The sequence below is a fragment of the Streptomyces sp. 4N124 genome (assembly GCF_052245395.1).
Taxonomy (GTDB): Bacteria; Actinomycetota; Actinomycetes; order Streptomycetales; family Streptomycetaceae; genus Streptomyces.
On sequence record NZ_JBQQBS010000001.1, the window covers coordinates 96,509 to 115,237 of the forward strand.

Here is an 18,729-nt window from a genome sequence, read left to right on the forward strand (position 1 = left end):
AGTGCGTACGCGAGGTGCCCACATGCACCCTCGGGTCGGTCATTTCGCCTGGGCGAGCCAGACCGCGTCGGGGCCGGCCGGGAAGCTGAGCTGGCCGGTCGTGTCGTGCACGGCTCGCCAGACCGTCTCGGCGACGTCGCTCTCCTTGGTGAAGACGTCCTGGCTCATGAAGCCGTCCATGGCCTTCTTCGCGAACGCCGCGTAGGGCGCCGGGACCAGTTCGTCCAGCGAGGCGCCGTTCGTCGCGTTGGCTGCGAAGTTCGTTGTCAGGCAGGCGCCCGGCTCGACCGTCTTCGCCTGCACACCGAACGGCGCGAGCTCGAGCGCGAGGGATGCGGTGAACCCCTCGATGGCCATCTTGCTCGCCTTGTAGACGGCCGAGAGCGGCATGTGTCCCAGCACCACGCTGGAGGTCACGTTGACCACCACGCCGGAACCGCGCTCCCGGAACTGGGGCAGTACCGCCTGCGTTGTCGCCATCACACCGAAGGTGTTGGTCTCGAAGACCTCCCGTACACGCGCCATGGGGGTGCCCTCGAACACACTGATCGAGGGGACGCCCGCGTTGTTGACCAGGGCGTCGACGGGGCCCGCTGCCTCGAACGCGGCGGTGATGGATTCGGGCTCGGTCACGTCGAGTTCGACGATGCGGAGCCGGTCCGACTCGGGGAGGACGCCCGGACGCGGGGTGCGCATCGTGGCGATGACGTTCCACCCTTGCGAGTGGAAGTGAAGGGCGGTCTCCCGCCCGTATCCGGACGACGTGCCAGTGATCAGAACGGTCTTCATGCTGTGTCCCTTGCGATGTGATGGGATCCGCGGAGTGACAGGCACTTTCCTGCTCCGCTGGAGAATCGGTGATCCCATTGAATCGCTCTGACCTGCGTGAACAGTAGACCTATCCTCGCTCTGCCTTGCACGATCCTCTTCCGTCGCCGAGTCTGCTCAGGGAAGGGTGCTCAGGGGGCTGCGTACGGTGTCGCGCAGGCGGGTCGCGTCCTGGCTCGGGGGCGCCCCGAACTGGCGGCGGTACTCCCGGCTGAACTGTGAGGGGTTGTCATAGCCGACGCGCCGGCCGACGCCGGTGACATCGCCCGGGTGGGTGGCGAGCAGCAGCCGGGCCTCCTGCAGCCGGATCTGCTTCTGGAACTGGATGGGGCTCATCGCGGTGACCGCCTGGAAGTTGCGGTAGAAGGCGGAGACGCTCATGCCGGACATGCGTGCCACGTCCTCGACCCGGAAGGGCTGCGCGTAGTGCTCGCGGATCCAGCGCACGGCCCGGGAGACATGGCTGAGGCCGCTGTCGGGCAGGCCCAGCTGACGAACCGTCGCCCCCTGCTCGCTGGTGATCAGGCGCCACAGGATCTCGCGCTTGACCAGCGGGGCGAGCACGGCGCGGTCGCGGGGTTCGTCGAGCAGGCGCAGCAGCCGGACCACCGCGTCGAGCAGCGCGGCTGACGCGTCGCTGACGGCGATCCCTGAGGGCACGCCTCCGTCGGCGCGGGGGATGTCGCCGGGACCGGCCCGCAGCAGCAGTTCGGCCACGGCGGACGGCTCCAGTGTCAGACCGAAGCCGAGGGCCGGTCGTTCGGGTTCGACCTGGGTGAACTGCCCCGTGACGGGCAGGTCGACGGACGCCACCAGATACTGCCCGGCCCCGTATTCGTAGACCCGGTCGCCCAGCGCAAGGCGTTTGGCGCCCTGGGCGATGACCGCGAGCACCGTGCCGGACATGGAGGGCGCCGGCGGATCCGGCCGGTCGACCTTCGAGATGAGGACGCCGTCGATGGCGGTGGTCCAGTCGGGGCGGGCATGCCGGGCCAGCAGAGTGCGGAGCTCTTCGAGACGCATGCCTCCATTGCAGCACCATTCGTGCGTCCGGTCTCCCGCGGTTGCGAGGATCATGCAAGCGCCAGCGAGCATCGTTCTAACATTTTCGCAGGTCAGAGGCTTTCAATGGAATCACCTCACTCCCTCACCGAGAAGAAGGCTTCCATGATCGCCACTTATGGCTTCAACGCCACCCTGACCGCCAGGCCCGGAATGGGCGACCGACTGGTCGACCTGCTGCTGACCGGCCTGAACGAGGGCAGTCCCGGCGCGAGCGAGCACTGTGTCGTCTACCTGGTCTCGCGTTCCGCGTCCGACCCCGACGTCGTCCACGTCACCGAGGGCTGGACCAGTGAGGAGGACCACCACCGGATCTTCGCCGGCGAGGCCGCCCAGGCCATCGTGGCGCAGATCGACGGGCTGCTGGCCAAGGAATCCGAGTACACCGACTACGTCCCGGTCCGTGGCAAGGCCGCTTTCTGAAGTTCGCCCGAGCGTCCGACACCACCCACCCCGAAAGGCAACGACCATGACCCCGGTACGCCCCGCCCTTGACCCCGAACTCCGTGAACTCCTGGCCGACATGCCCCTGATGTCCCAGCTCAACCCGGAAGTCCTCGCTCAACTGCGTCAGCTCCCCTCGACGCCCGTCGAGTCCCTCCTCGCACACCGGCAGGTCGAGCGGCGCGAGATCACCGTGTCCGCCAAGGACGGCGCCCAGATCGGTCTGTCGGTCCTCAGCCCCGTGCGGACCGAGCGCACCACCCCCGCACCTTGCGTCTACTGGATCCACGGCGGCGGGATGGTCATGGGCGACCGCTTCTCGCAGATCGACATCCCACTGGAGTGGCTCGACCAGTTCGGCGCGGTCGTGGTCACCGTCGACTACCGGCTCGCACCGGAGGCCACCGGCACCACCCTGGTCGACGACTGCTATCAGGGCCTGCTCTGGATCGCCGAGCACGCCGACGAACTGGGCATCGACGCCGCCCGGATCGTCGTCGCGGGCGCCAGCGCGGGCGGCGGGCTCGCCGCCGGCGTCACGCTGCTGGCCCGCGATCTCGGCACCCCGGCGATCGCCGCGCAGATGCTGATCTGCCCCATGCTCGACCACCGCAACGCCACCACCTCCAGCCGCCAGTACTCCGGCGTTCCCGGTGTCTGGACCGGCGAGATGAACGCGTTCGGATGGCGCGCCGTCCTCGGCGACCTCACCGACGAGGAGATACCGGCATACGTCTCACCCGCGCTGGCCGACCTCTCGGGCCTGCCGACCACCTATATCGACACCGGCTCCGCCGAGGTCTTCCGCGACGAGGACACCGACTACGCGACCCGCATCTGGGCGGCCGGTGGCCAGGCCGAACTGCACGTCTGGGCGGGCGGCTGCCACGGCTTCGACGCGCTGTTCCCGCAGGCACAGCTCTCGGCCACCGCCCGCCGCACCCGCACCGACTGGCTCGCCCGGCTCTTGAGCCTGCCTCGCGAGAGCGGGGACGTCGGCTGATGCGGCCCCTCGTCAGTGCTGAGGGTGCGGTCCGGCAGCGGTGTCCGGTCCGGTGAACCGGGGTCGGTGGGCGCGGGGGCTCCTGGCGCGTCGGTGTGCTGTCGCGCGTATCGCCATCGCCAGACCCAGGCAGAAGATCAGCGCCAGCGCGAGGCCGGAGCAGAAGACGGCCAGGGTGTTCATGGTCGCGATGTCGTTGCCGAGGACGGACACGGTGTACTCAGGGCCGCCGGACAGATTGTCGCCGATTGCGAGCCCGGTGAACGCGGCGGCGCCCGCGAGGAGGAGCAGTCCGATGAACAGCATCCGAGTCATCTCCTAAAGGAGCCCGAACGGAGCCCGAAAGGGCCCCAACGGCACTTCGGGTACCCGTGACGCGCCGGGACACACGGCCCGCCATTGGCCTGCGGACAGCTCGTTCCGAACAGGGATGAAATCCTTTTCATCGGCAGGTAGGGTGAGCACTACTCACGGTGAAAGGATGCGGACACAGGTGGTGACGATCCATGACGTGGCACGGGCCGCCGGAGTTTCCCCGGCGACCGTCTCGCGTGTCTTCAACGGCGGCAACGTCACACCGGCACGTGCCCTGTCCGTGCAACAGGCCGCCGCGGCGCTCGGGTTCGCGCCCAACCGGCTGGCGCGGTCACTGCGCAAACAGCGGTCCAGTGTGATCGCCCTGATCATCCCTGACATCGAGAACCCGTTCTTCACCTCGCTCGCCCGCGGCGTCGAGGACGCCGCCCAGCGCACGAGCCTGTCGGTCGTCCTGTGCAACTCCGACGAGGACACCGACAAGGAACGTCGCTATCTCGAGGTCGCGCTCGGAGAGCAGATGGCCGGCGTGATCGTGGCGGTGGCCTCCCAGGACGAGACGGATCTGGAGCCGCTGATCACCCGGGGCGTCCCCGTGGTCGCCGTCGACCGCCGGCCGCGCGACGCCGACGTGGACGCGGTCCGGGTCGATGACCAGCACGGCGGTGAGGTGGCCACCCGTCATCTGCTGCGGTCCGGCTACCGCAGGATCGCCTGCATCACCGGCCCCGCGGGTGCCTCCACGTCGGAGGAACGTCTGGCCGGCTACCGCGCGGCGTTGCACGCGGCCCCGGGTGCCGTGGTCGACAACGACTATGTGCGGCACGCCGACTTCCGGGTCGACGGCGGCCGGGAGGCGATGCGCGAGCTGCTGGCGATGGACCAGCCGCCCGACGCCGTGTTCGTCACCAACAACCTCATGACCATCGGTGTCCTCGACGCCCTCGGCGAGGTCGGCCGCACTCCGCCCGGCATCGGAGTGCTCTCCTTCGGCGATGTCCCCTGGGCGTCGCTGGTGCGGCCGTCCCTGACCGCGGTCGAGCTCCCCTCGTACGAGCTGGGACGCGCCGCGGCCGACATGCTGCTGCAGCGCATGGACGGCGGCCAGGCGCCGTTGCAGACCGTGGTACTGCGCACGAAGCTCCAGGTCCGGGAGAGCACCGCGGGGCCGGTCGAGGACTGACCGGCCCCGCTGTTCGTCGTCGGTTACTTGATGCCGGAGGTCTTGACCGACTCCACGATCTGCCGCTGGAAGGCGAAGAACAGGAGCAGCATGGGCAGCGCCGCCACGGTCGACGCCGCCAGGATGTAGTTCCAGTTCGACCCGTACTGCGTCTGGAACGAGGCGATGCCGAGCTGGACCACCGTCAGAGCCTGGTCGTTGGTGGCGACCAGCGGCCAGACGAAGGCGTTCCAGTTGGCGAGGAAGAAGAAGATCGCCAGCGCCGAGAGGATCGGCCGCGACATCGGCAGGACGATGTTCCAGTAGACCCGCCAGTGGCCGCAGCCGTCGATGACCGCCGCCTCCTCCAGTTCCTTCGGCAGCCCCAGATAGAACTGGCGCAGCAGGAAGATGCCGAAGGCGTTGAAGATCGCCGGGATGATCAGGCCGGCATAGCTGTTCAGCAGGTTCAGCTCGCGGGCGACCAGGAACAGCGGGATCAGCACCACCGGCGCGGTGACCAGCAGGGTCGCGAAGATCGCGCCGAAGAGCTTTTCACGGCCCGGGAAGCGCAGCCGGGCCAGTGCGTAGGCGGCCATCGAGTGGAAGAAGAGGGCCGCCACGGTGATCACCGCGGAGACGAAGAAGCTGTTCCAGAGGTAGCGGGCGAACGGGACCTCGGTGAAGACGTAGACGAAGTTGTCGAAGGTGAAGTCCCGGGGGATCAGATTCCCGTCCGTGACGGTGGCGCGCGTCTTGAAGGAGGACGTGAGCATCCACAGCACGGGGAAGATGCTGATCAGCGACAGGACGACGGCCAGGGCCGTCAGCCCGGCGCGTGGGGACAGCAGCCGTCGGCCGGACCGGGGCGCCATGGTGTCACTCGCCATCGTCGAACCTCCCGCCTCTCGTGAGCTTGAAGATCACCGCGGAGATCAGGACCATGATCAGCACCAGGAACGAGCCCATGGCCGACGCATAGCCGTACTCCCCGAATCCGAAGGCCTGTTGGTAGATGTAGAAGATCGCCAGCGAAGTGCCGTTGGCGGGACCGCCGTTGGTGAGGACGAAGATCAGGTCGAGACCGCCGGTGATGGCGGCGACCGTCGACATCAGCAGGACGAAGAAGCTGGTGGGGCGCAGCAGCGGCCAGGTGATGGTGCGGAAGGTGGTCCACGGGCCCGCGCCGTCGATGCGCGCGGCCTCGTAGAACTCCCGGGGGATCTCCTGCAGTCCGGCCAGGAAAATGATCATGTAGTAGCCCATCATCACCCAGACCATGACCGCGATGACACAGCCGAGGGCCAGGGACGGGCTGCCGAGCCAGGACTCGCCGCCGAAACCGGCCGCGCGCATGGCCCGGTTGACCACGCCGGTCTGCTCGTCGAGCAAGAACTTCCACAGCACGCCGACCACCACGAGGCTGATGACGTACGGCAGGAAGAGCGCCGTGCGGAAGACGCCGACACCGGGGAGCTTCTGCTTGACCAGCAGGCCGAGGCCGAGGCTCACGCAGAACAGGACGGGGACGAGGATCACCACGTACAGGCCGGTGATCTTCATCGAGTCCCAGAACAGGGGGTCGTTCATCATCCGCTCGTAGTTGCCGAGCCCGATCCATTCGTACGATCCGAAGCCGCTGACCTGGAAGAAGCTCAGGCCGATGGACAGCACCATCGGGACGGCGACGAAGACCAGCAGCCCGAGCACATCGGGGGCGAGGAAGAGGCCCGCGGCCAGCCACTCGCGGTGTTTGCGGCTCAGCCGTGGACCGTCGGCGGAGGCGGGAGCCTGTGCCGGGGCCACGGTCCGGCGGCGTTGTTGTGCGGCGACGCTGCTCATATCAGGCTCGCCCCCTGGTAGCTCTTGGTGTAGGCCGCGATGGACCGGGCAGCTCGCTCCGCCTCGGCGGCCACGTCGCGGCCGGCGAGCATGGTGCCCTGGATGGCGTCGGAGATCGCCTTGTAGACGACCGGGGGATAACGCGGCTCGGCCCGGCCCCCGGGGAAGATCTCGTCCTTGAACTTCTTCATCGCCGCGGAGTCGTAGCCGCCCTTGGCGGCGCCGCGCTCCAGGGCGCTGGCGCGGGGTGCCACGTCCGACTTGGCGCCGACGCACCAGTCGACCATCCGGTTGATGGCGTCGTCCTTCATGGACCCCAGCGCCCAGACGCAGAACTCGGCCGCCGCCTCGGGGTTGCGGCCCTGCGCGTTGGCGCAGAAGGACCAGCCGCCCAGCGTGGTGACGTACTCGCCGCCCGCCGGCACCGGCAGTTTGAAGACGCCGTACTGGTACTCCGGTGCGAACGCCTTGAAGCTGGAGACGTTCCAGATGCCCTGCTGCCACATGGCGACGTTGCCGCCCTTGAACCCGCTGATCACATCTCCGGCGGCGGGCAGTGTGCGCGGCGCGATGCCGTGCCGTACCGCGTCCTGCCAGAACCGCAGGGCCTGGCGGGTGGCCTGGGAGTCGAAGGAGACCTCGCCCCGCTCGTCCAGGACGTCGCCGCCGCCCTGCCACATCCACGGGTACCAGGTGAAGTTCTGGTAGTAGCCCGGGTTGGTCTCGAAGACGAGGCCGGCCCGGGTCGTACTGCGCAGCTTGTCGCCGATGTCGAGCATCTGGTCCCAGGTGGTGGGGATGTCGGCCTCGGACAGCCCGGCCTTCTCCCACACGTCCTGGGCGTAGAACATGGCCAGCGGCTCCACCTCCATGGGGAGGGCGTAGACCTTGCCGTCGACCGTGCGGCTGTCGAGGGCGGAGCCGTAGTCGTCGATGGCCGCCTTTTCCATGTACGGGGTGAGGTCCGCGAGGACGCCTCCGTTGTAGTAGCGCAGGAAGTCGCCGGGGGAGAGCAGGAAGATGTCCGGGCCCTCGCCGGTGGCGAAGGCGGACGGCAGCTTGAAGCCGTTGAGGTAGGTGGGCTGCGGCAGGTGGATGAGGTCGATCTGCTGCCGGTGGGTGGCGTTCCACTGGCCGACCATGTCGACGAACCACTTGGACTGCGCGTTGAGGGCCGGGTCGGGCGAGCGCTGCGGTCCGTAGAAGTTCCAGAACTGGAGGTTGCCCCCCTTCGCCTGGGCCGTGCCGCAGCCGGTGAGCAGGGCCGGAGCGGCGAGGGCCGCTCCCGCGCCGGTGAGCGCGGTGAGGAAACGTCGGCGTGAGGTGGTGGGCGGGCGCCCGGCGTCATTGCCGTGCTGGAGCATGCGTGCGCTCCTGTCGGAGTGTTCGGAGTGTTCGGAGTGTTCGGGGTGTGAGGTGGGGCTGGTGGGAGTCCGGCGCTCAGTCGACTTCGAGCGTCAGCAGGTCCGGAGTGGCGGGGCGGGACGCGGAGCTGGGGGCGTCCAGGTAGAAGAGCGAGGTGCTGGCGATGTCGTCGCCGGTGTGCCGGTAGCGGTGCGGCAGGCCGTTGCCCTGGCCCGGTCCGATGCCGAGGCTCTGCACCGTGACGCGCAGGTCCCCGGCGAAGCGGATGGGGTCCAGGACGTGCCAGCGGTACATCCCGAACCGCTGCTGGCTGCGGTACAGCCCGTCCGGGCGCAGGATCTGGTTCAGGCCCAGATACGGCGTGGTGTAGGCGGTGTAGCCCTGGCCGGGCACGTCGAAGTTCCAGGCGCCCCCGAAGTAGTCCTCGGTGCCGGTGCCGCAGATCGTCGGGAACTCGTCGTCGCCGTCGAGGTAGAACTTCAGCTCGCCCTCACCCCACCAGCCCGGGCTGTTGACGCCCCACGCGAGGTACGTGCCCACATAGCTGCCGGCGCCCCTGACGCCGTCAAGCAGCGTGTGCACCTCGCCGAACGGCACCGGGTGGCTGCGGCGCCACTGCGCGTGGAAGTACGAGGCGTCCTCGCCGACCTCGTCCAGCTCGTAGTCCACCTGGTAGTAGAGCGTGACCTTCTCGGCCGTCAGGTTCTCCAGCGTGATGCGCGCCCTGCGACGGAACGGCATCGGCCAGTACGCGTTGAAGCCGCCGTTGGGGTTCACGGCGACCGGCACGGACGAGACCTGGCTGAAGGTGTTCCAGCCGTTGCAGTAGAAGTCACCGAGCGGGACCTCTACGGCCGGCTCCTCCTCGCCCTCCCAGTACATCCGCAGGAGGGTGCCCCGCCAGGCCTGGTGCGGGTCGGTCGTGCACCACAGGTGACGGATGGTGCCCGGGCCCTCGATGTCGGCGAGCAACGCCGTCTCGCCGGCGGCGATGTCGATGCTGGGGGAGATCTTCCAGCCCGGCCCCAGCCTGCTCGCCGCCACCGCTCCGGTGCCCTCGGTGGCCCGGCCGCCGCCGGACTTGGCTCCGTTGAAGTTCTCGGCGCTGATGGAACGGCTCACGGCACGTGTCCTGCGGGAGATGCCGTCGAGTCCAAAGGTCGTCATCGTGATGTGCCTTCATCTCTGAAATCCATTTCACCGGAAGGTAGGCCGGGCCTCATAGGGTGTCAAGGGGTGAGACGTGAAGCCGCTTTCGAGACGAATCAGCGCTCGTCAGATAGGGAACTTACCCAGTAAAACGCCCACTTGTGCGCTCACTCTTGACGGTGAAATCGATTTCTGTCAGCGTGCTCGTCATGCCTCGCAACGCAGCCATCGGCGTGGACATCGGCACGTCGAGCAGCAAGGGCGTCCTCGTCGGCCTCGACGGCGCCGTGATCCGCTCGGCCGTACGGGAACACACCCCCGCACGTCCGGGACCCGGCCGCTTCGAAATGGACGCCTCCGTGTGGTGGCGCGAGTTCACCGAACTCGCTGGGGAGTTGACCGCCGAAGGCGACGCCACCGTGCTCGCCGTCGGGGTCAGCGGCATGGGCCCCTGCGTCCTGCTGACCGACGAGCGGGACGTCCCGCTGCGCCCCGCCGTCCTCTACGGAGTGGACACCCGCTCGGTCCGCCAGATCCGGCGCATCGAGGAGCGGCTCGGCGCCGAGGAGATCATCCGGCGATCAGGCTCCGCCCTGACCACCCAGGCCGCCGGGCCGAAGATCGCCTCGATCGCGGACGAGGAGCCCGACCTCTACGCCCGCGCCCGCCGCCTGTACATGCCGAGCTCCTGGCTGGTCAGGAAACTCACCGGGAACTATGTGCTGGACCACCACTCGGCCAGCCAGTGCACCCCGCTGTACGACACGCTCGCGGGCGAGTGGTACGCCCCCTGGGCCGCCGAGGTCGCCCCCGGTATCGACCTGCCGCCGCTGCGCTGGTCCGGTGAGACGGCCGGTACCGTCACCGCCGAAGCCGCCCGGGAAACGGGTCTGCCCGTCGGTATCCCCGTCATCACCGGCACCATCGACGCCTGGGCCGAGGCCCTGAGCGTGGGTGCGCAGCACACCGGTGATCTGATGCTGATGTACGGCACCACCATGTTCCTCATCCACACCGTGCCCAAGCCGCTCACCAGCCCGTCCCTGTGGGGCACGGTCGGTGCGCTGCCCGGCACCCGCAACCTGGCCGGCGGCATGGCCACGTCCGGCGCCGTCACCAACTGGCTGCGCGACCTCTTCTCAGGCGCGGACCACGCCGAACTCACCCGCCTCGCCGCCGGGTCGGGCCCAGGTGCCAACGGGCTGCTGATGCTCCCGTACTTCTCCGGCGAGCGCACCCCGGTCATGGACCCGGACGCCCGCGGAGTGATCGCCGGGCTGACGCTCTCCCACACCCGCGGCGACCTCTACCGGGCCGCCCTCGAGGCCACCGGCTTCGGTGTCCGCCACAACGTCGAGGTCATCGAGGAGGCCGGAGGCGACATCCGGCGTGTCGTCGCCGTGGGCGGCGGCACTCAAGGGTCCTTGTGGACACAGATCGTCTCCGACATCACCGGGCGCCCGCAGGAGCTGCGCACGACCACGATCGGCGCGAGTTACGGCGGTGCGCTGCTGGCGGCGCAGCTCGTCGGGGACGCCTCCATCGACGTATGGAATCCGGTGCGGGAGACGGTGCGACCTCGCACCGAACACACCCGGCGGTACGACGAGTTGTATGCCCTGTACCGACGGCTGTACTCGGAGACTTCGTCAACTGTCCATGCCCTGGCGGCGCTTCAGGAGCGGTAGCGCTCCGCTGGGGGCGCGATGTGTCGTCGGTTGGCTGCGGCGCCGTCGTGGCTGGTCGCGCAGTTCCCCGCGCCCCTTTGGGGCGCTGCCGTACCGCAGCCGGCTTCGCCCCGGCGTACTCCCGAACCACAACCGAGATCGCATGACCGCGTACACCCGAACCACCACGGAGATCGCATGACCGCCTACACCCTGCCCGACCTCCGCCGGCCCTCCGTCGCTGAGCCGCGCACCGTCTACACCGTGGCCAGCGGCGATCTGCGCCCCGCCGCGAACGTCACCTGCTGGCCCACCCAGGAGAAGCTGGAGAACGATCTGGCCGCGGCTCTCACGGACCTGGGCTGGGCGGTCCGCCGTGGCCACCCGGTCGACGAGATCAAGGGGCACGGGTTCATCGACAGCCAGCGTGCCGGTATCGAGGTCTTCAAGGACCTGCCCCAGGACGCCCCGCTGATCGTCGTCGAGGGCGTCTGGCAGTACAGCCATCACGTCCTCGCCGGACTGCGCAGCCACCGGGGCCCGATCCTCGTCGTGGCCAACTGGAGCGGTGAATTCCCGGGTCTGGTCGGCCTGTTGAACCTCGCCGGCAGTCTCACCAAGGCGGGACGCGACTACTCCGTGCTGTGGAGCGCCGACTTCACCGACGACTGGGCTCGCGACGGTCTGCGGACCTGGCTGGAGACGGGTGCCCTGACCCACGACACCAGCCACGTCCGCTCGTTGCCGCCCCTGACCGAGGACCCCGAGACCGAACTGGGCGTGGCCCTCGCCCGGCAGCTGCGGGAGGAGAAGGCGATCATCGGCGTCTTCGACGAGGGCTGCATGGGCATGTACAACGCGATCATCGACGACGAGTTCCTCAACCCGCTCGGCATCTACAAGGAGCGCCTGTCGCAGAGTGCCCTCGTCGCCGAGATGAACAAGGTCTCCGACGAGGAGGCCCAGGCGGTCCGCGACTGGCTCGACGACGCCGGAATGACCTTCCACACCGGCACCGACGAGGCCACCGAACTCACCGACGCGCAACTGCTCAGCCAGTTCAGGATGTACATAGCCGCCCTGCGCATCGCCGACGACTTCGGGCTCGACGCGGTCGGTATCCAGTACCAGCAGGGCCTGAAGGACACCGTCCCGGCGAGCGACCTCGCCGAGGGCCTGCTCAACAACGTTCAGCGTCCGCCGGTGCGCAGCCGTGACGGCGCCCGCGAGCTGTACGCGGGGGCACCGCTGCCGCACTTCAACGAGGTGGACGAAGGCGTCGCCGTCGACTCCCTCGTCACCCACCGCATCTGGACGGCGATGGGCTTCGACCCGGCCACCACGCTGCACGACATCCGCTGGGGCGAGGAGTACGACGGCCGGTTCGTCTGGGTCTTCGAGATCTCCGGCTCGGTGCCCGCCTCCCACCACGGCGGCTACGAGAAGTCGTACAGCATGCGCCAGCCCCCGATGTACTTCCCGCTCGGCGGTGGCACCCTCAGCGGCGTCTCCAAGCCGGGCGAGATCGTCTGGTCACGGGTGTTCCTGATGGACGGCCGGCTCCACGTCGACCTCGGCCGCGCCACCTCGGTCGAGCTGCCCGAGGAGGAGACCCGGCGCCGGCTCGACGCCACCACCCCGCAGTGGCCGATCATGCACGCGGTCCTGCACGGCGTCAGCCGCGACCAGTTCATGGCCCGCCACCGCGCCAATCACCTCAACGTGGCCTACGCCCCCGACGCCGCGACCGCCGACAAGGCCCTGCGCGCCAAGGCCGCCCTCTTCGCCGAACTGGGCGTCGAGGTCCACCTGTGTGGAGACGTGACCGTGCAGCCGTAGGGACCCGCATGAGCAGGCGAACCGGCGAGCAGGCGAACCAGGAAATCCCCCACGATTCCGAGGAGTTCCGCATGACCGCTGCACCACGACCCCTGCACGGACCGAGCCGCCGCACCCTCCTCACCGCAGGACTGGGCGTGGCGACCACGGCAGCCGGACTGACCGCGGGGGCGCCGCACGCGAGCGCCGCCCCCGCCGCCATCACCGGCACCAAGATCCGAAACCTCACCGGCCCGGCCGAGACCGGCCGGTTCGCAGCTCCCTGGACCGACCTGGGCATCCCCGTCCGCTGCCCCGACGGCACGATGCTGTTCGTCTGCGGCGACACCTTCGACGGCGCCGGCGTGGGCGGCCCGGACTGGCGTGCCCCGGTCGGCCTGCGCGCACGCCATCCCGATCTCAACTCCCTCGTCATCGACGACAGCGTGGGCGGCTCGCACGCCGTGGGCCTGGTACCGGAGGGCCACGAGAACGGCACGACCGCGATCCCGTCGGACGTCTTCACCGTCGGCGACACCATGTACATGCACCTGATGCGGGGCGTGCTCTACCAGACCCACCACTCCGACTTCTGGCGTTCGACGGACAACGGCGAGACCTGGGAGTACCTGTGCCTGTGGCCGGGTGACCAGTACGGCGGCCAGTTCCAGCAGAAGACGTACGCCGTCGCGGACGACGGCTACTGCTATGTGCTGTCGACCGTGTTCAACCGGGACATCGCCTCCGACCTCCTCCTGCACCGCGTCCGCCAGGACCGGCTGGGCGACCCGGCGGCGTACGAGCCATGGGGCTACGCGAACGGCGCCTGGGCGTGGGGCAACTACCCGACCACGATCACCGCCCGCCGCCGGTGGGGCGAGATCTGCTTCCGCGCGATGGGCGGCAAGTACGCCCTGACCTGGCTGAACATGGACCCCCTTGGCATCCGCGCCCAGGTCTTCGCCCTCCCGACCAGCAACCTGTTCACCACTCCGGAACAGGTCGTCATCGTCCCCACCACTCCGGGCAACGAGTCCGGGAACGCGGTCGCCAGCGCCTACGGCGGCTTCATCGTCCCGGGTTCGACCTTCAGCAACCTCCACCTGGCCGTGAGCCAGTGGTACGACGACCAGAACTACCGGGTGATGCAGTACCGGATCAACGGTCTGGCCGTCTGAGCAGGATCCCCCGACCGACTCGTGGAGGAGCACACCTGTGCGCACATCCAGAACCCTGATCACCCTGGCGGCCGGACTGGCAGCCGTGACGGCACTGACCGCACCGGCGGCGGTCCGGGCCGACACCGAGCCCGCCGGGGCCGCCGCACTCGCCAACGCCCCGGAGAGCACCTACTTCTCCACCGTCGCCGTGGACCCGGGCGCCACCGTCGGCGCCCCCGCGGTCGGCGACAACAAGGAACACGGCGACCTGTGGCCGTCGTGCTGGTCGAACGACGACAACCTCTACACCGCCTACGGCGACGGCGTGGGCTTCGGCACCACCTGGCGGGACATCGGCGTGGCCCGGATCAGCGGCATGCCGGGAAACCTGACCGGTACCCAGCGGGCCGTCAGCGACGAGGTCGGCCGGATCTGGGGCGACCCGCAGCAGTACTACCGCAAGCCGACCGGCATGGTGTGCGTGAACGGCGCGCTGTATCTCGCGGTCCAGGACCTCAAGCAGGGCACGCTGGACCACGCACCGAGCGCGACGATCGTGAAGTCGACCGACAAGGGCGCCACTTGGACGTCGAACAAGACCGAGCCGATGTTCTCGGACCACGAGTTCACCACGGTCATGTTCCTGGACTACGGCAAGGACAACGCGAACAGCCCGGACGGCTATGTCTACGCCTACGGCATGGACCACAACTGGCGCGACACCTTCGACCCCGACCCGGACCCCACCGACCTCTACCTGGCCCGGGTGCCCGCCACGTCCATCCAGGACCGGGCCACCTGGCAGTTCTACGCCGGTGACAGCGGGGGCACGCCGACCTGGACCTCGAACATCGACCAGCGGGTGGCGGTGCTCCACGACGACCGGCGCATCTACCAGAACGTCGGAACCGCGGGCCGCGTCCGGGACTTGAGCGTGATCAGCCAGGGCGGCGTCGTCTACAACAAGCCGCTGGGGCGCTACCTCTACACCTCCTGGACGGAGTACACGTACGAGTTCTACGAGGCGCCCACCCCGTGGGGCCCGTGGAAGCACTTCACCCCGAAGGACTTCGGCGGCTATCCGTGGACCCACGCGAAGCACGGTGGCTACGCCACGACCATCCCGTCCAAGTACATCAGCGCGGACGGCAGATCGATGTGGCTGCAGTCCAACGTCTGCCCGTGCGGCGGTGGTTACCCGGCCGGTGACTTCTGGGCGTACACCTTCTCGCTGCGGAAGATGTCCCTCACCCCGTCCGTCCCCACGACACCGGGCAACGGGACGGACGCCTCGCGCAATCTCGCCCGCGAACCCGGCACCACGCCGATCGAACGCGCCACGCACTTCGGCACGGCGATCTACAACGACGGCAACAAGGCCCAGAACGAGGACGACTGGAACGACGAACGCAAGCCGGTCAGTTGGTGGGGCTACACCTGGCCGCGTACGTACCACCTCAACCGGGTGGCCTACACGACCGGCACGATGTTCGGCGACGGCGGCTGGTTCGGCAGTCCTCCCAAGGTCCAGGTGCGGCGGGGCGGTGTCTGGACCGATGCCACCGGCCTGAGCGTGACACCGTCGTACCCGACCTCGTCGGCGGCCGGCACCAACCGCACCTACGTCTTCGACTTCGACACCACCAGCGGTGACGGGGTGCGCGTCATCGGCGGCAGCGGTGGATCACAGACCTTCACCTCGATCGCCGAACTGGAGGCCTACCACCGCTGAGTCGCACCCGGTCGACTCACTGCTCTCTGACGCCCTTAACTCCGTATTCCTGCAAGGGTAGTTGTGATGGCGTTTCCATGCGCCACACTTCCTTCACAGGTGGGGCGTCGGAGGGGAGTGATACATGGCCGGGTGGAGACCAGCCGTCGTCGCGGCTGCGGGGGCGCTGCTGCTGGCGGGGTGCACCAGCGGGTCGGACGACGGGGGTGGGGCGGAGGGGAAGCCGAAGGCGGGCCCCAGCGCGTCGCCCTCGGCGACTGCGGTGAGCGAGCCGTACACCCTCGCGGAGGAGCGGGCGCCGAAGACGCGGGCCGAGGCGGTCGCGTACGTCCGCGACCTCGATGTGCGGCCCGACTACTTCGGCACCGGGTATCGCAAACGGCAGCCCTTCGCGAGCGATCCTGCCGAGTGGGCCGTGCTCGGGGCGGACTGCCTGTGGCGGCGCGAGCCGCTGGCGGACACCGTGCTGGCCAGCCTCACGCGGGCGTTCGAGCTGCCGGAGCAGGGCGCCAAAAGGCCGGTGTACCTGTCGCTGACCGTCACCGTGCACGAGAACGTCGTGGCCGCGCGGCGCGACATGGCCGGTTCGCTGGAGTCGGCTCTGCGCTGCCGCGAGCAGCGGCTGAACGCCACGGAACGGGTGCGCGGCCTGTACTCCCAGGTCAGCGCGTACACCGACGCGCGGAACCCGATCTCCGAGGACGACCTGTCGGAGGTCGGGGAGTGGGTCGTCGACGGGCAGAGCGGGGCGCACCCCTTCGACTGGTACAAGTTCCGGCTCGGGCCGGTCACCGTGGCCGCGACGACGCGGCACGGTGCGGGCCGGACCGAGGCGGAGGACTCCGCCATCACCTCCGACATGATCCAGGGGCTCAGCCTCGTCGCCGCCGAGATCAACCGGCAGGGGGCGGCGGACGGTTCGGACGGCTCCGGTGCGCCGAGCGCGCCGGCCGAGACCAAGGGGGCCGAGCGATGAGCGAAGAGCTGCGGTCCTCCGACCCCTCCCGCATCGCCGGGTTCCGGCTGCTGCGGCGGCTCGGCGCGGGCGGCATGGGCGTCGTCTACCTCGGGCGCACCGACGCGGGCGCGCTCGCCGCGGTCAAGGTGATCCGGGGGGAGGGCGCCGGGGACGACGACTTCCGGGCCCGGTTCGCGCGCGAGGTGGAGCTGGCGCGGCGGGTGGACAACCCCTGGGTGGTGCCCGTCCTGGACGCCGATGCCGAGACGCGCGAGCCGTGGCTGGCCACCGCCTTCGTACCCGGCCCTTCCCTGTCCGAGGCGGTCGCCGCACACGGGCCACTGCCCGCGCGTGCCGTCGGTGTCCTCGGCGGGCTGCTGGCCGGGGCACTGGATGCGGTCCACGCGGCCGGTCTGGTCCACCGGGACGTCAAGCCGGGCAACGTGCTCCTCGCGCTGGACGGGCCCCGCCTGATCGACTTCGGCATCGCACGTGCCGCGGGCGACACGGCGCTGACCGTGTCCGGCGTCGTGGTCGGCACGCCCGGATTCCTCGCCCCGGAGCAGGCCGAGGGGCGGCCCGCGACCTCCGCGAGCGACGTCTTCGCGCTGGGCTGCGTGCTCGCGTACGCCTCGTCCGGGACCCCGCCCTTCGGCTCCGGGACAGCGGACGCCCTGCTGTATCGCACCGTTCACGACGACCCCGAACTCAGTGGGGTGGAGGGCGAGTTGCGGGCCCTGGTGGAACGCTGCCTGGCCAAGGACCCGGACGCGCGGCCCAGCGCCGACGAGATACGGCGGCTGCTCGCGCAGGACGCTCCGGACGGCTCGGGCGACTGGCTCCCCGACCCCGTCGCCCGGATGGTCGCGGCCCGGGCCAGCGAGAGCCTTGCCCTGCCCGACATCGAGCCCACGGTCGTGAACGAGCCGGACTCCCCGGCCCCTCAGGACGCGCCCGGCCGCCGCCGGCTGCTCCTCGCCGGCGGCGCGCTGCTGCTCGCGGGCGGCGGGACGGGAGCGGCCGTATGGGCGTCGGGGGACGACGGGAAGAAGCCCGCTGCGGGCGGTGGGCGTCCCGTGTACGTCCTCGGCGTGCACACGACCTCCGACGCGGCCGACCGCTCCGTCAGCCGGGCCTGCGAACGCGCCGCCCGCCTCGCCGTCGCCCAGCACAACGCCTCGCCGAAGCGTGCGTACGACCTCGAGGTGCGGGTGCGCGCCGACCGGGGCGACGTCACCTCTGCCCAGCAGGTGGCCCAGGCGTTCACCGCCGACCGGAACGTGGTCGCCGTGCTGGGTCCGGTCGCCGAGATCCCGATGCGCGCGGCGGCGGCCATCTACGGCGGGGCCGGGCTCACCCATCTGTCCAGCAGCACGGGCCAGCAGGACTTCTTCGTGACGTCGCAGAAGACCTCGTTCCAGAGCGGCGCCCCGCATCTCGCGCTCGGCAGCTGGATCGTGATCCACGCGAAGATGACCGGCCAGGTGGCGAAGGCGGGCGTCGTGATCGACCGGGCCGGGGGCGCGATCATGCAGGACCACGCCAACCCGCTGATCAACGGGTGGCGCAACGAGACCGACGCCGAGGTCATCCCCAAAGTCGTCGCGGAGGAGACGGACGACGGCTCGAAGGCGGTCCGCGACCTGCTCGCCGCCGGTGTCGAGGACATCATCTATCTGGGGCCCCTCGAAGCCACCGTCCGCACCGCCCGCGAACTGTCCGCGGCAGGCTTCACCGGGCCGCGCTGGATGCAGCACCCGCTGTACGGCTCCGACTTCCCGCGCCTGGCGGGGGCCGCGGGCGAGGGCTGGTACGTGGTCACCTCGGCCGTGGACCCGTCCGTGCTGCCGACCCAGCGGGCCAAGAACTTCACCGCGGCGTGGCGGGGGCGTTACGGCGCCACCCCGGAGCCGTACGCCACCGAGGCGTACGACAGTGTGCGGATGCTGCTCGCCGAATTCGCCCGCACGGTCCCGGCCGGGGCCCGCGGGCGGCCGGTCCGGACCGATCTGGCGGCGCTGCTGGCGAAGGAGAAGTACCAGTACAAGGGCATCGCCCGGACGTACGCCTTCGGCCAGTTCCACGAATACGACAACTCCGGGGCCGGCTGGTTGCGGGAGACCTTCGTCCACCAGGTCCGCGACGGGCGCTTCCAGCAGTTGGGCTCGCTCGAAGACCTGCATCGTGCGGAGCAGGGCCAGGGCTGACGAGGGCGGATGGCGGA

Annotated in this window: 16 protein-coding genes; 9 read left to right on the forward strand and 7 right to left on the reverse strand. The window is 69.6% G+C overall.

What is annotated here, in order from left to right:
- Window positions 1-39 precede the first annotated feature (39 nt).
- Both ACTWQO_RS00450 and ACTWQO_RS00455 read right to left on the reverse strand, forming a co-directional pair.
- On the reverse strand, window positions 40-789 hold the full coding sequence (locus ACTWQO_RS00450; protein ID WP_443235138.1) for an SDR family oxidoreductase: 750 nt from the start codon (window positions 787-789) through the stop codon (window positions 40-42).
- 156 nt (window positions 790-945) lie between these two features.
- Window positions 946-1,851, reverse strand: coding sequence for an AraC family transcriptional regulator (locus tag ACTWQO_RS00455; RefSeq protein WP_443235139.1), 906 nt, complete (start codon window positions 1,849-1,851; stop codon window positions 946-948).
- Window positions 1,852-1,995: 144 nt separating this feature from the next.
- Between ACTWQO_RS00455 and ACTWQO_RS00460 the strand changes: the two genes are divergently transcribed.
- Window positions 1,996-2,313, forward strand: coding sequence for a putative quinol monooxygenase (locus ACTWQO_RS00460; protein WP_443235140.1), 318 nt, complete (start codon window positions 1,996-1,998; stop codon window positions 2,311-2,313).
- 46 nt (window positions 2,314-2,359) lie between these two features.
- A complete protein-coding gene (locus ACTWQO_RS00465; protein ID WP_443235141.1) occupies window positions 2,360-3,337 on the forward strand; it encodes an alpha/beta hydrolase in 978 nt (325 codons plus the stop codon).
- A 12-nt stretch (window positions 3,338-3,349) separates the two neighbouring features.
- Here the strand turns inward: ACTWQO_RS00465 and ACTWQO_RS00470 are convergent, their stop codons facing one another.
- Window positions 3,350-3,643, reverse strand: a complete 294-nt coding sequence (locus tag ACTWQO_RS00470; protein WP_443235142.1) for a hypothetical protein — start codon at window positions 3,641-3,643, stop codon at window positions 3,350-3,352.
- Window positions 3,644-3,818: 175 nt separating this feature from the next.
- On the opposite strand from ACTWQO_RS00470, the gene ACTWQO_RS00475 reads away from it, so the two are divergent.
- Window positions 3,819-4,835, forward strand: a complete 1,017-nt coding sequence (locus ACTWQO_RS00475) for a LacI family DNA-binding transcriptional regulator (RefSeq protein ID WP_443235143.1) — start codon at window positions 3,819-3,821, stop codon at window positions 4,833-4,835.
- 23 nt (window positions 4,836-4,858) lie between these two features.
- On the opposite strand, the gene ACTWQO_RS00480 is transcribed toward ACTWQO_RS00475, so the two are convergent.
- The 4 genes from ACTWQO_RS00480 to ACTWQO_RS00495 all read right to left on the reverse strand — a co-directional run bounded on the left by ACTWQO_RS00480 (window position 4,859) and on the right by ACTWQO_RS00495 (window position 9,188).
- Window positions 4,859-5,704 carry a carbohydrate ABC transporter permease gene (locus ACTWQO_RS00480; RefSeq protein WP_443235144.1) on the reverse strand — a complete coding sequence of 282 codons (846 nt, stop codon included), beginning with the start codon at window positions 5,702-5,704 and terminating at the stop codon, window positions 4,859-4,861.
- Window positions 5,694-6,656: a carbohydrate ABC transporter permease gene (locus tag ACTWQO_RS00485; RefSeq protein WP_443235145.1), complete on the reverse strand. Its 963-nt coding sequence runs from the start codon at window positions 6,654-6,656 to the stop codon at window positions 5,694-5,696. The genes ACTWQO_RS00480 and ACTWQO_RS00485 overlap by 11 nt, the downstream gene beginning before the upstream one ends.
- Window positions 6,653-8,020, reverse strand: a complete 1,368-nt coding sequence (locus tag ACTWQO_RS00490) for an ABC transporter substrate-binding protein (protein ID WP_443235146.1) — start codon at window positions 8,018-8,020, stop codon at window positions 6,653-6,655. The genes ACTWQO_RS00485 and ACTWQO_RS00490 overlap by 4 nt, the downstream gene beginning before the upstream one ends.
- Before the next feature lie 76 nt (window positions 8,021-8,096).
- On the reverse strand, window positions 8,097-9,188 hold the full coding sequence (locus ACTWQO_RS00495; RefSeq protein WP_443235147.1) for a glycoside hydrolase family 172 protein: 1,092 nt from the start codon (window positions 9,186-9,188) through the stop codon (window positions 8,097-8,099).
- Between the two features lie 191 nt (window positions 9,189-9,379).
- Between ACTWQO_RS00495 and ACTWQO_RS00500 the strand changes: the two genes are divergently transcribed.
- The 6 genes from ACTWQO_RS00500 to ACTWQO_RS00525 all read left to right on the forward strand — a co-directional run bounded on the left by ACTWQO_RS00500 (window position 9,380) and on the right by ACTWQO_RS00525 (window position 18,712).
- A complete protein-coding gene (locus ACTWQO_RS00500) occupies window positions 9,380-10,858 on the forward strand; it encodes an FGGY-family carbohydrate kinase (RefSeq protein ID WP_443235148.1) in 1,479 nt (492 codons plus the stop codon).
- Window positions 10,859-11,035: 177 nt separating this feature from the next.
- Entirely contained in the window at window positions 11,036-12,676 is a 1,641-nt protein-coding gene (locus ACTWQO_RS00505) for a fucose isomerase (RefSeq protein WP_443235149.1), read from the forward strand.
- Window positions 12,677-12,747: 71 nt separating this feature from the next.
- Complete coding sequence (locus ACTWQO_RS00510) at window positions 12,748-13,833, forward strand: DUF4185 domain-containing protein (RefSeq protein ID WP_443235150.1); 1,086 nt, start codon at window positions 12,748-12,750, stop codon at window positions 13,831-13,833.
- 37 nt (window positions 13,834-13,870) lie between these two features.
- Entirely contained in the window at window positions 13,871-15,547 is a 1,677-nt protein-coding gene (locus ACTWQO_RS00515; RefSeq protein WP_443235151.1) for a hypothetical protein, read from the forward strand.
- A 124-nt stretch (window positions 15,548-15,671) separates the two neighbouring features.
- The gene (locus ACTWQO_RS00520) at window positions 15,672-16,523 is read left to right on the forward strand and encodes a hypothetical protein (protein WP_443235152.1); all 852 of its coding nucleotides are present in this window, start codon (window positions 15,672-15,674) and stop codon (window positions 16,521-16,523) included.
- Window positions 16,520-18,712, forward strand: coding sequence for a bifunctional serine/threonine-protein kinase/ABC transporter substrate-binding protein (locus ACTWQO_RS00525; RefSeq protein WP_443235153.1), 2,193 nt, complete (start codon window positions 16,520-16,522; stop codon window positions 18,710-18,712). The genes ACTWQO_RS00520 and ACTWQO_RS00525 overlap by 4 nt, the downstream gene beginning before the upstream one ends.
- The last annotated feature ends 17 nt before the right edge of the window (window positions 18,713-18,729 follow it).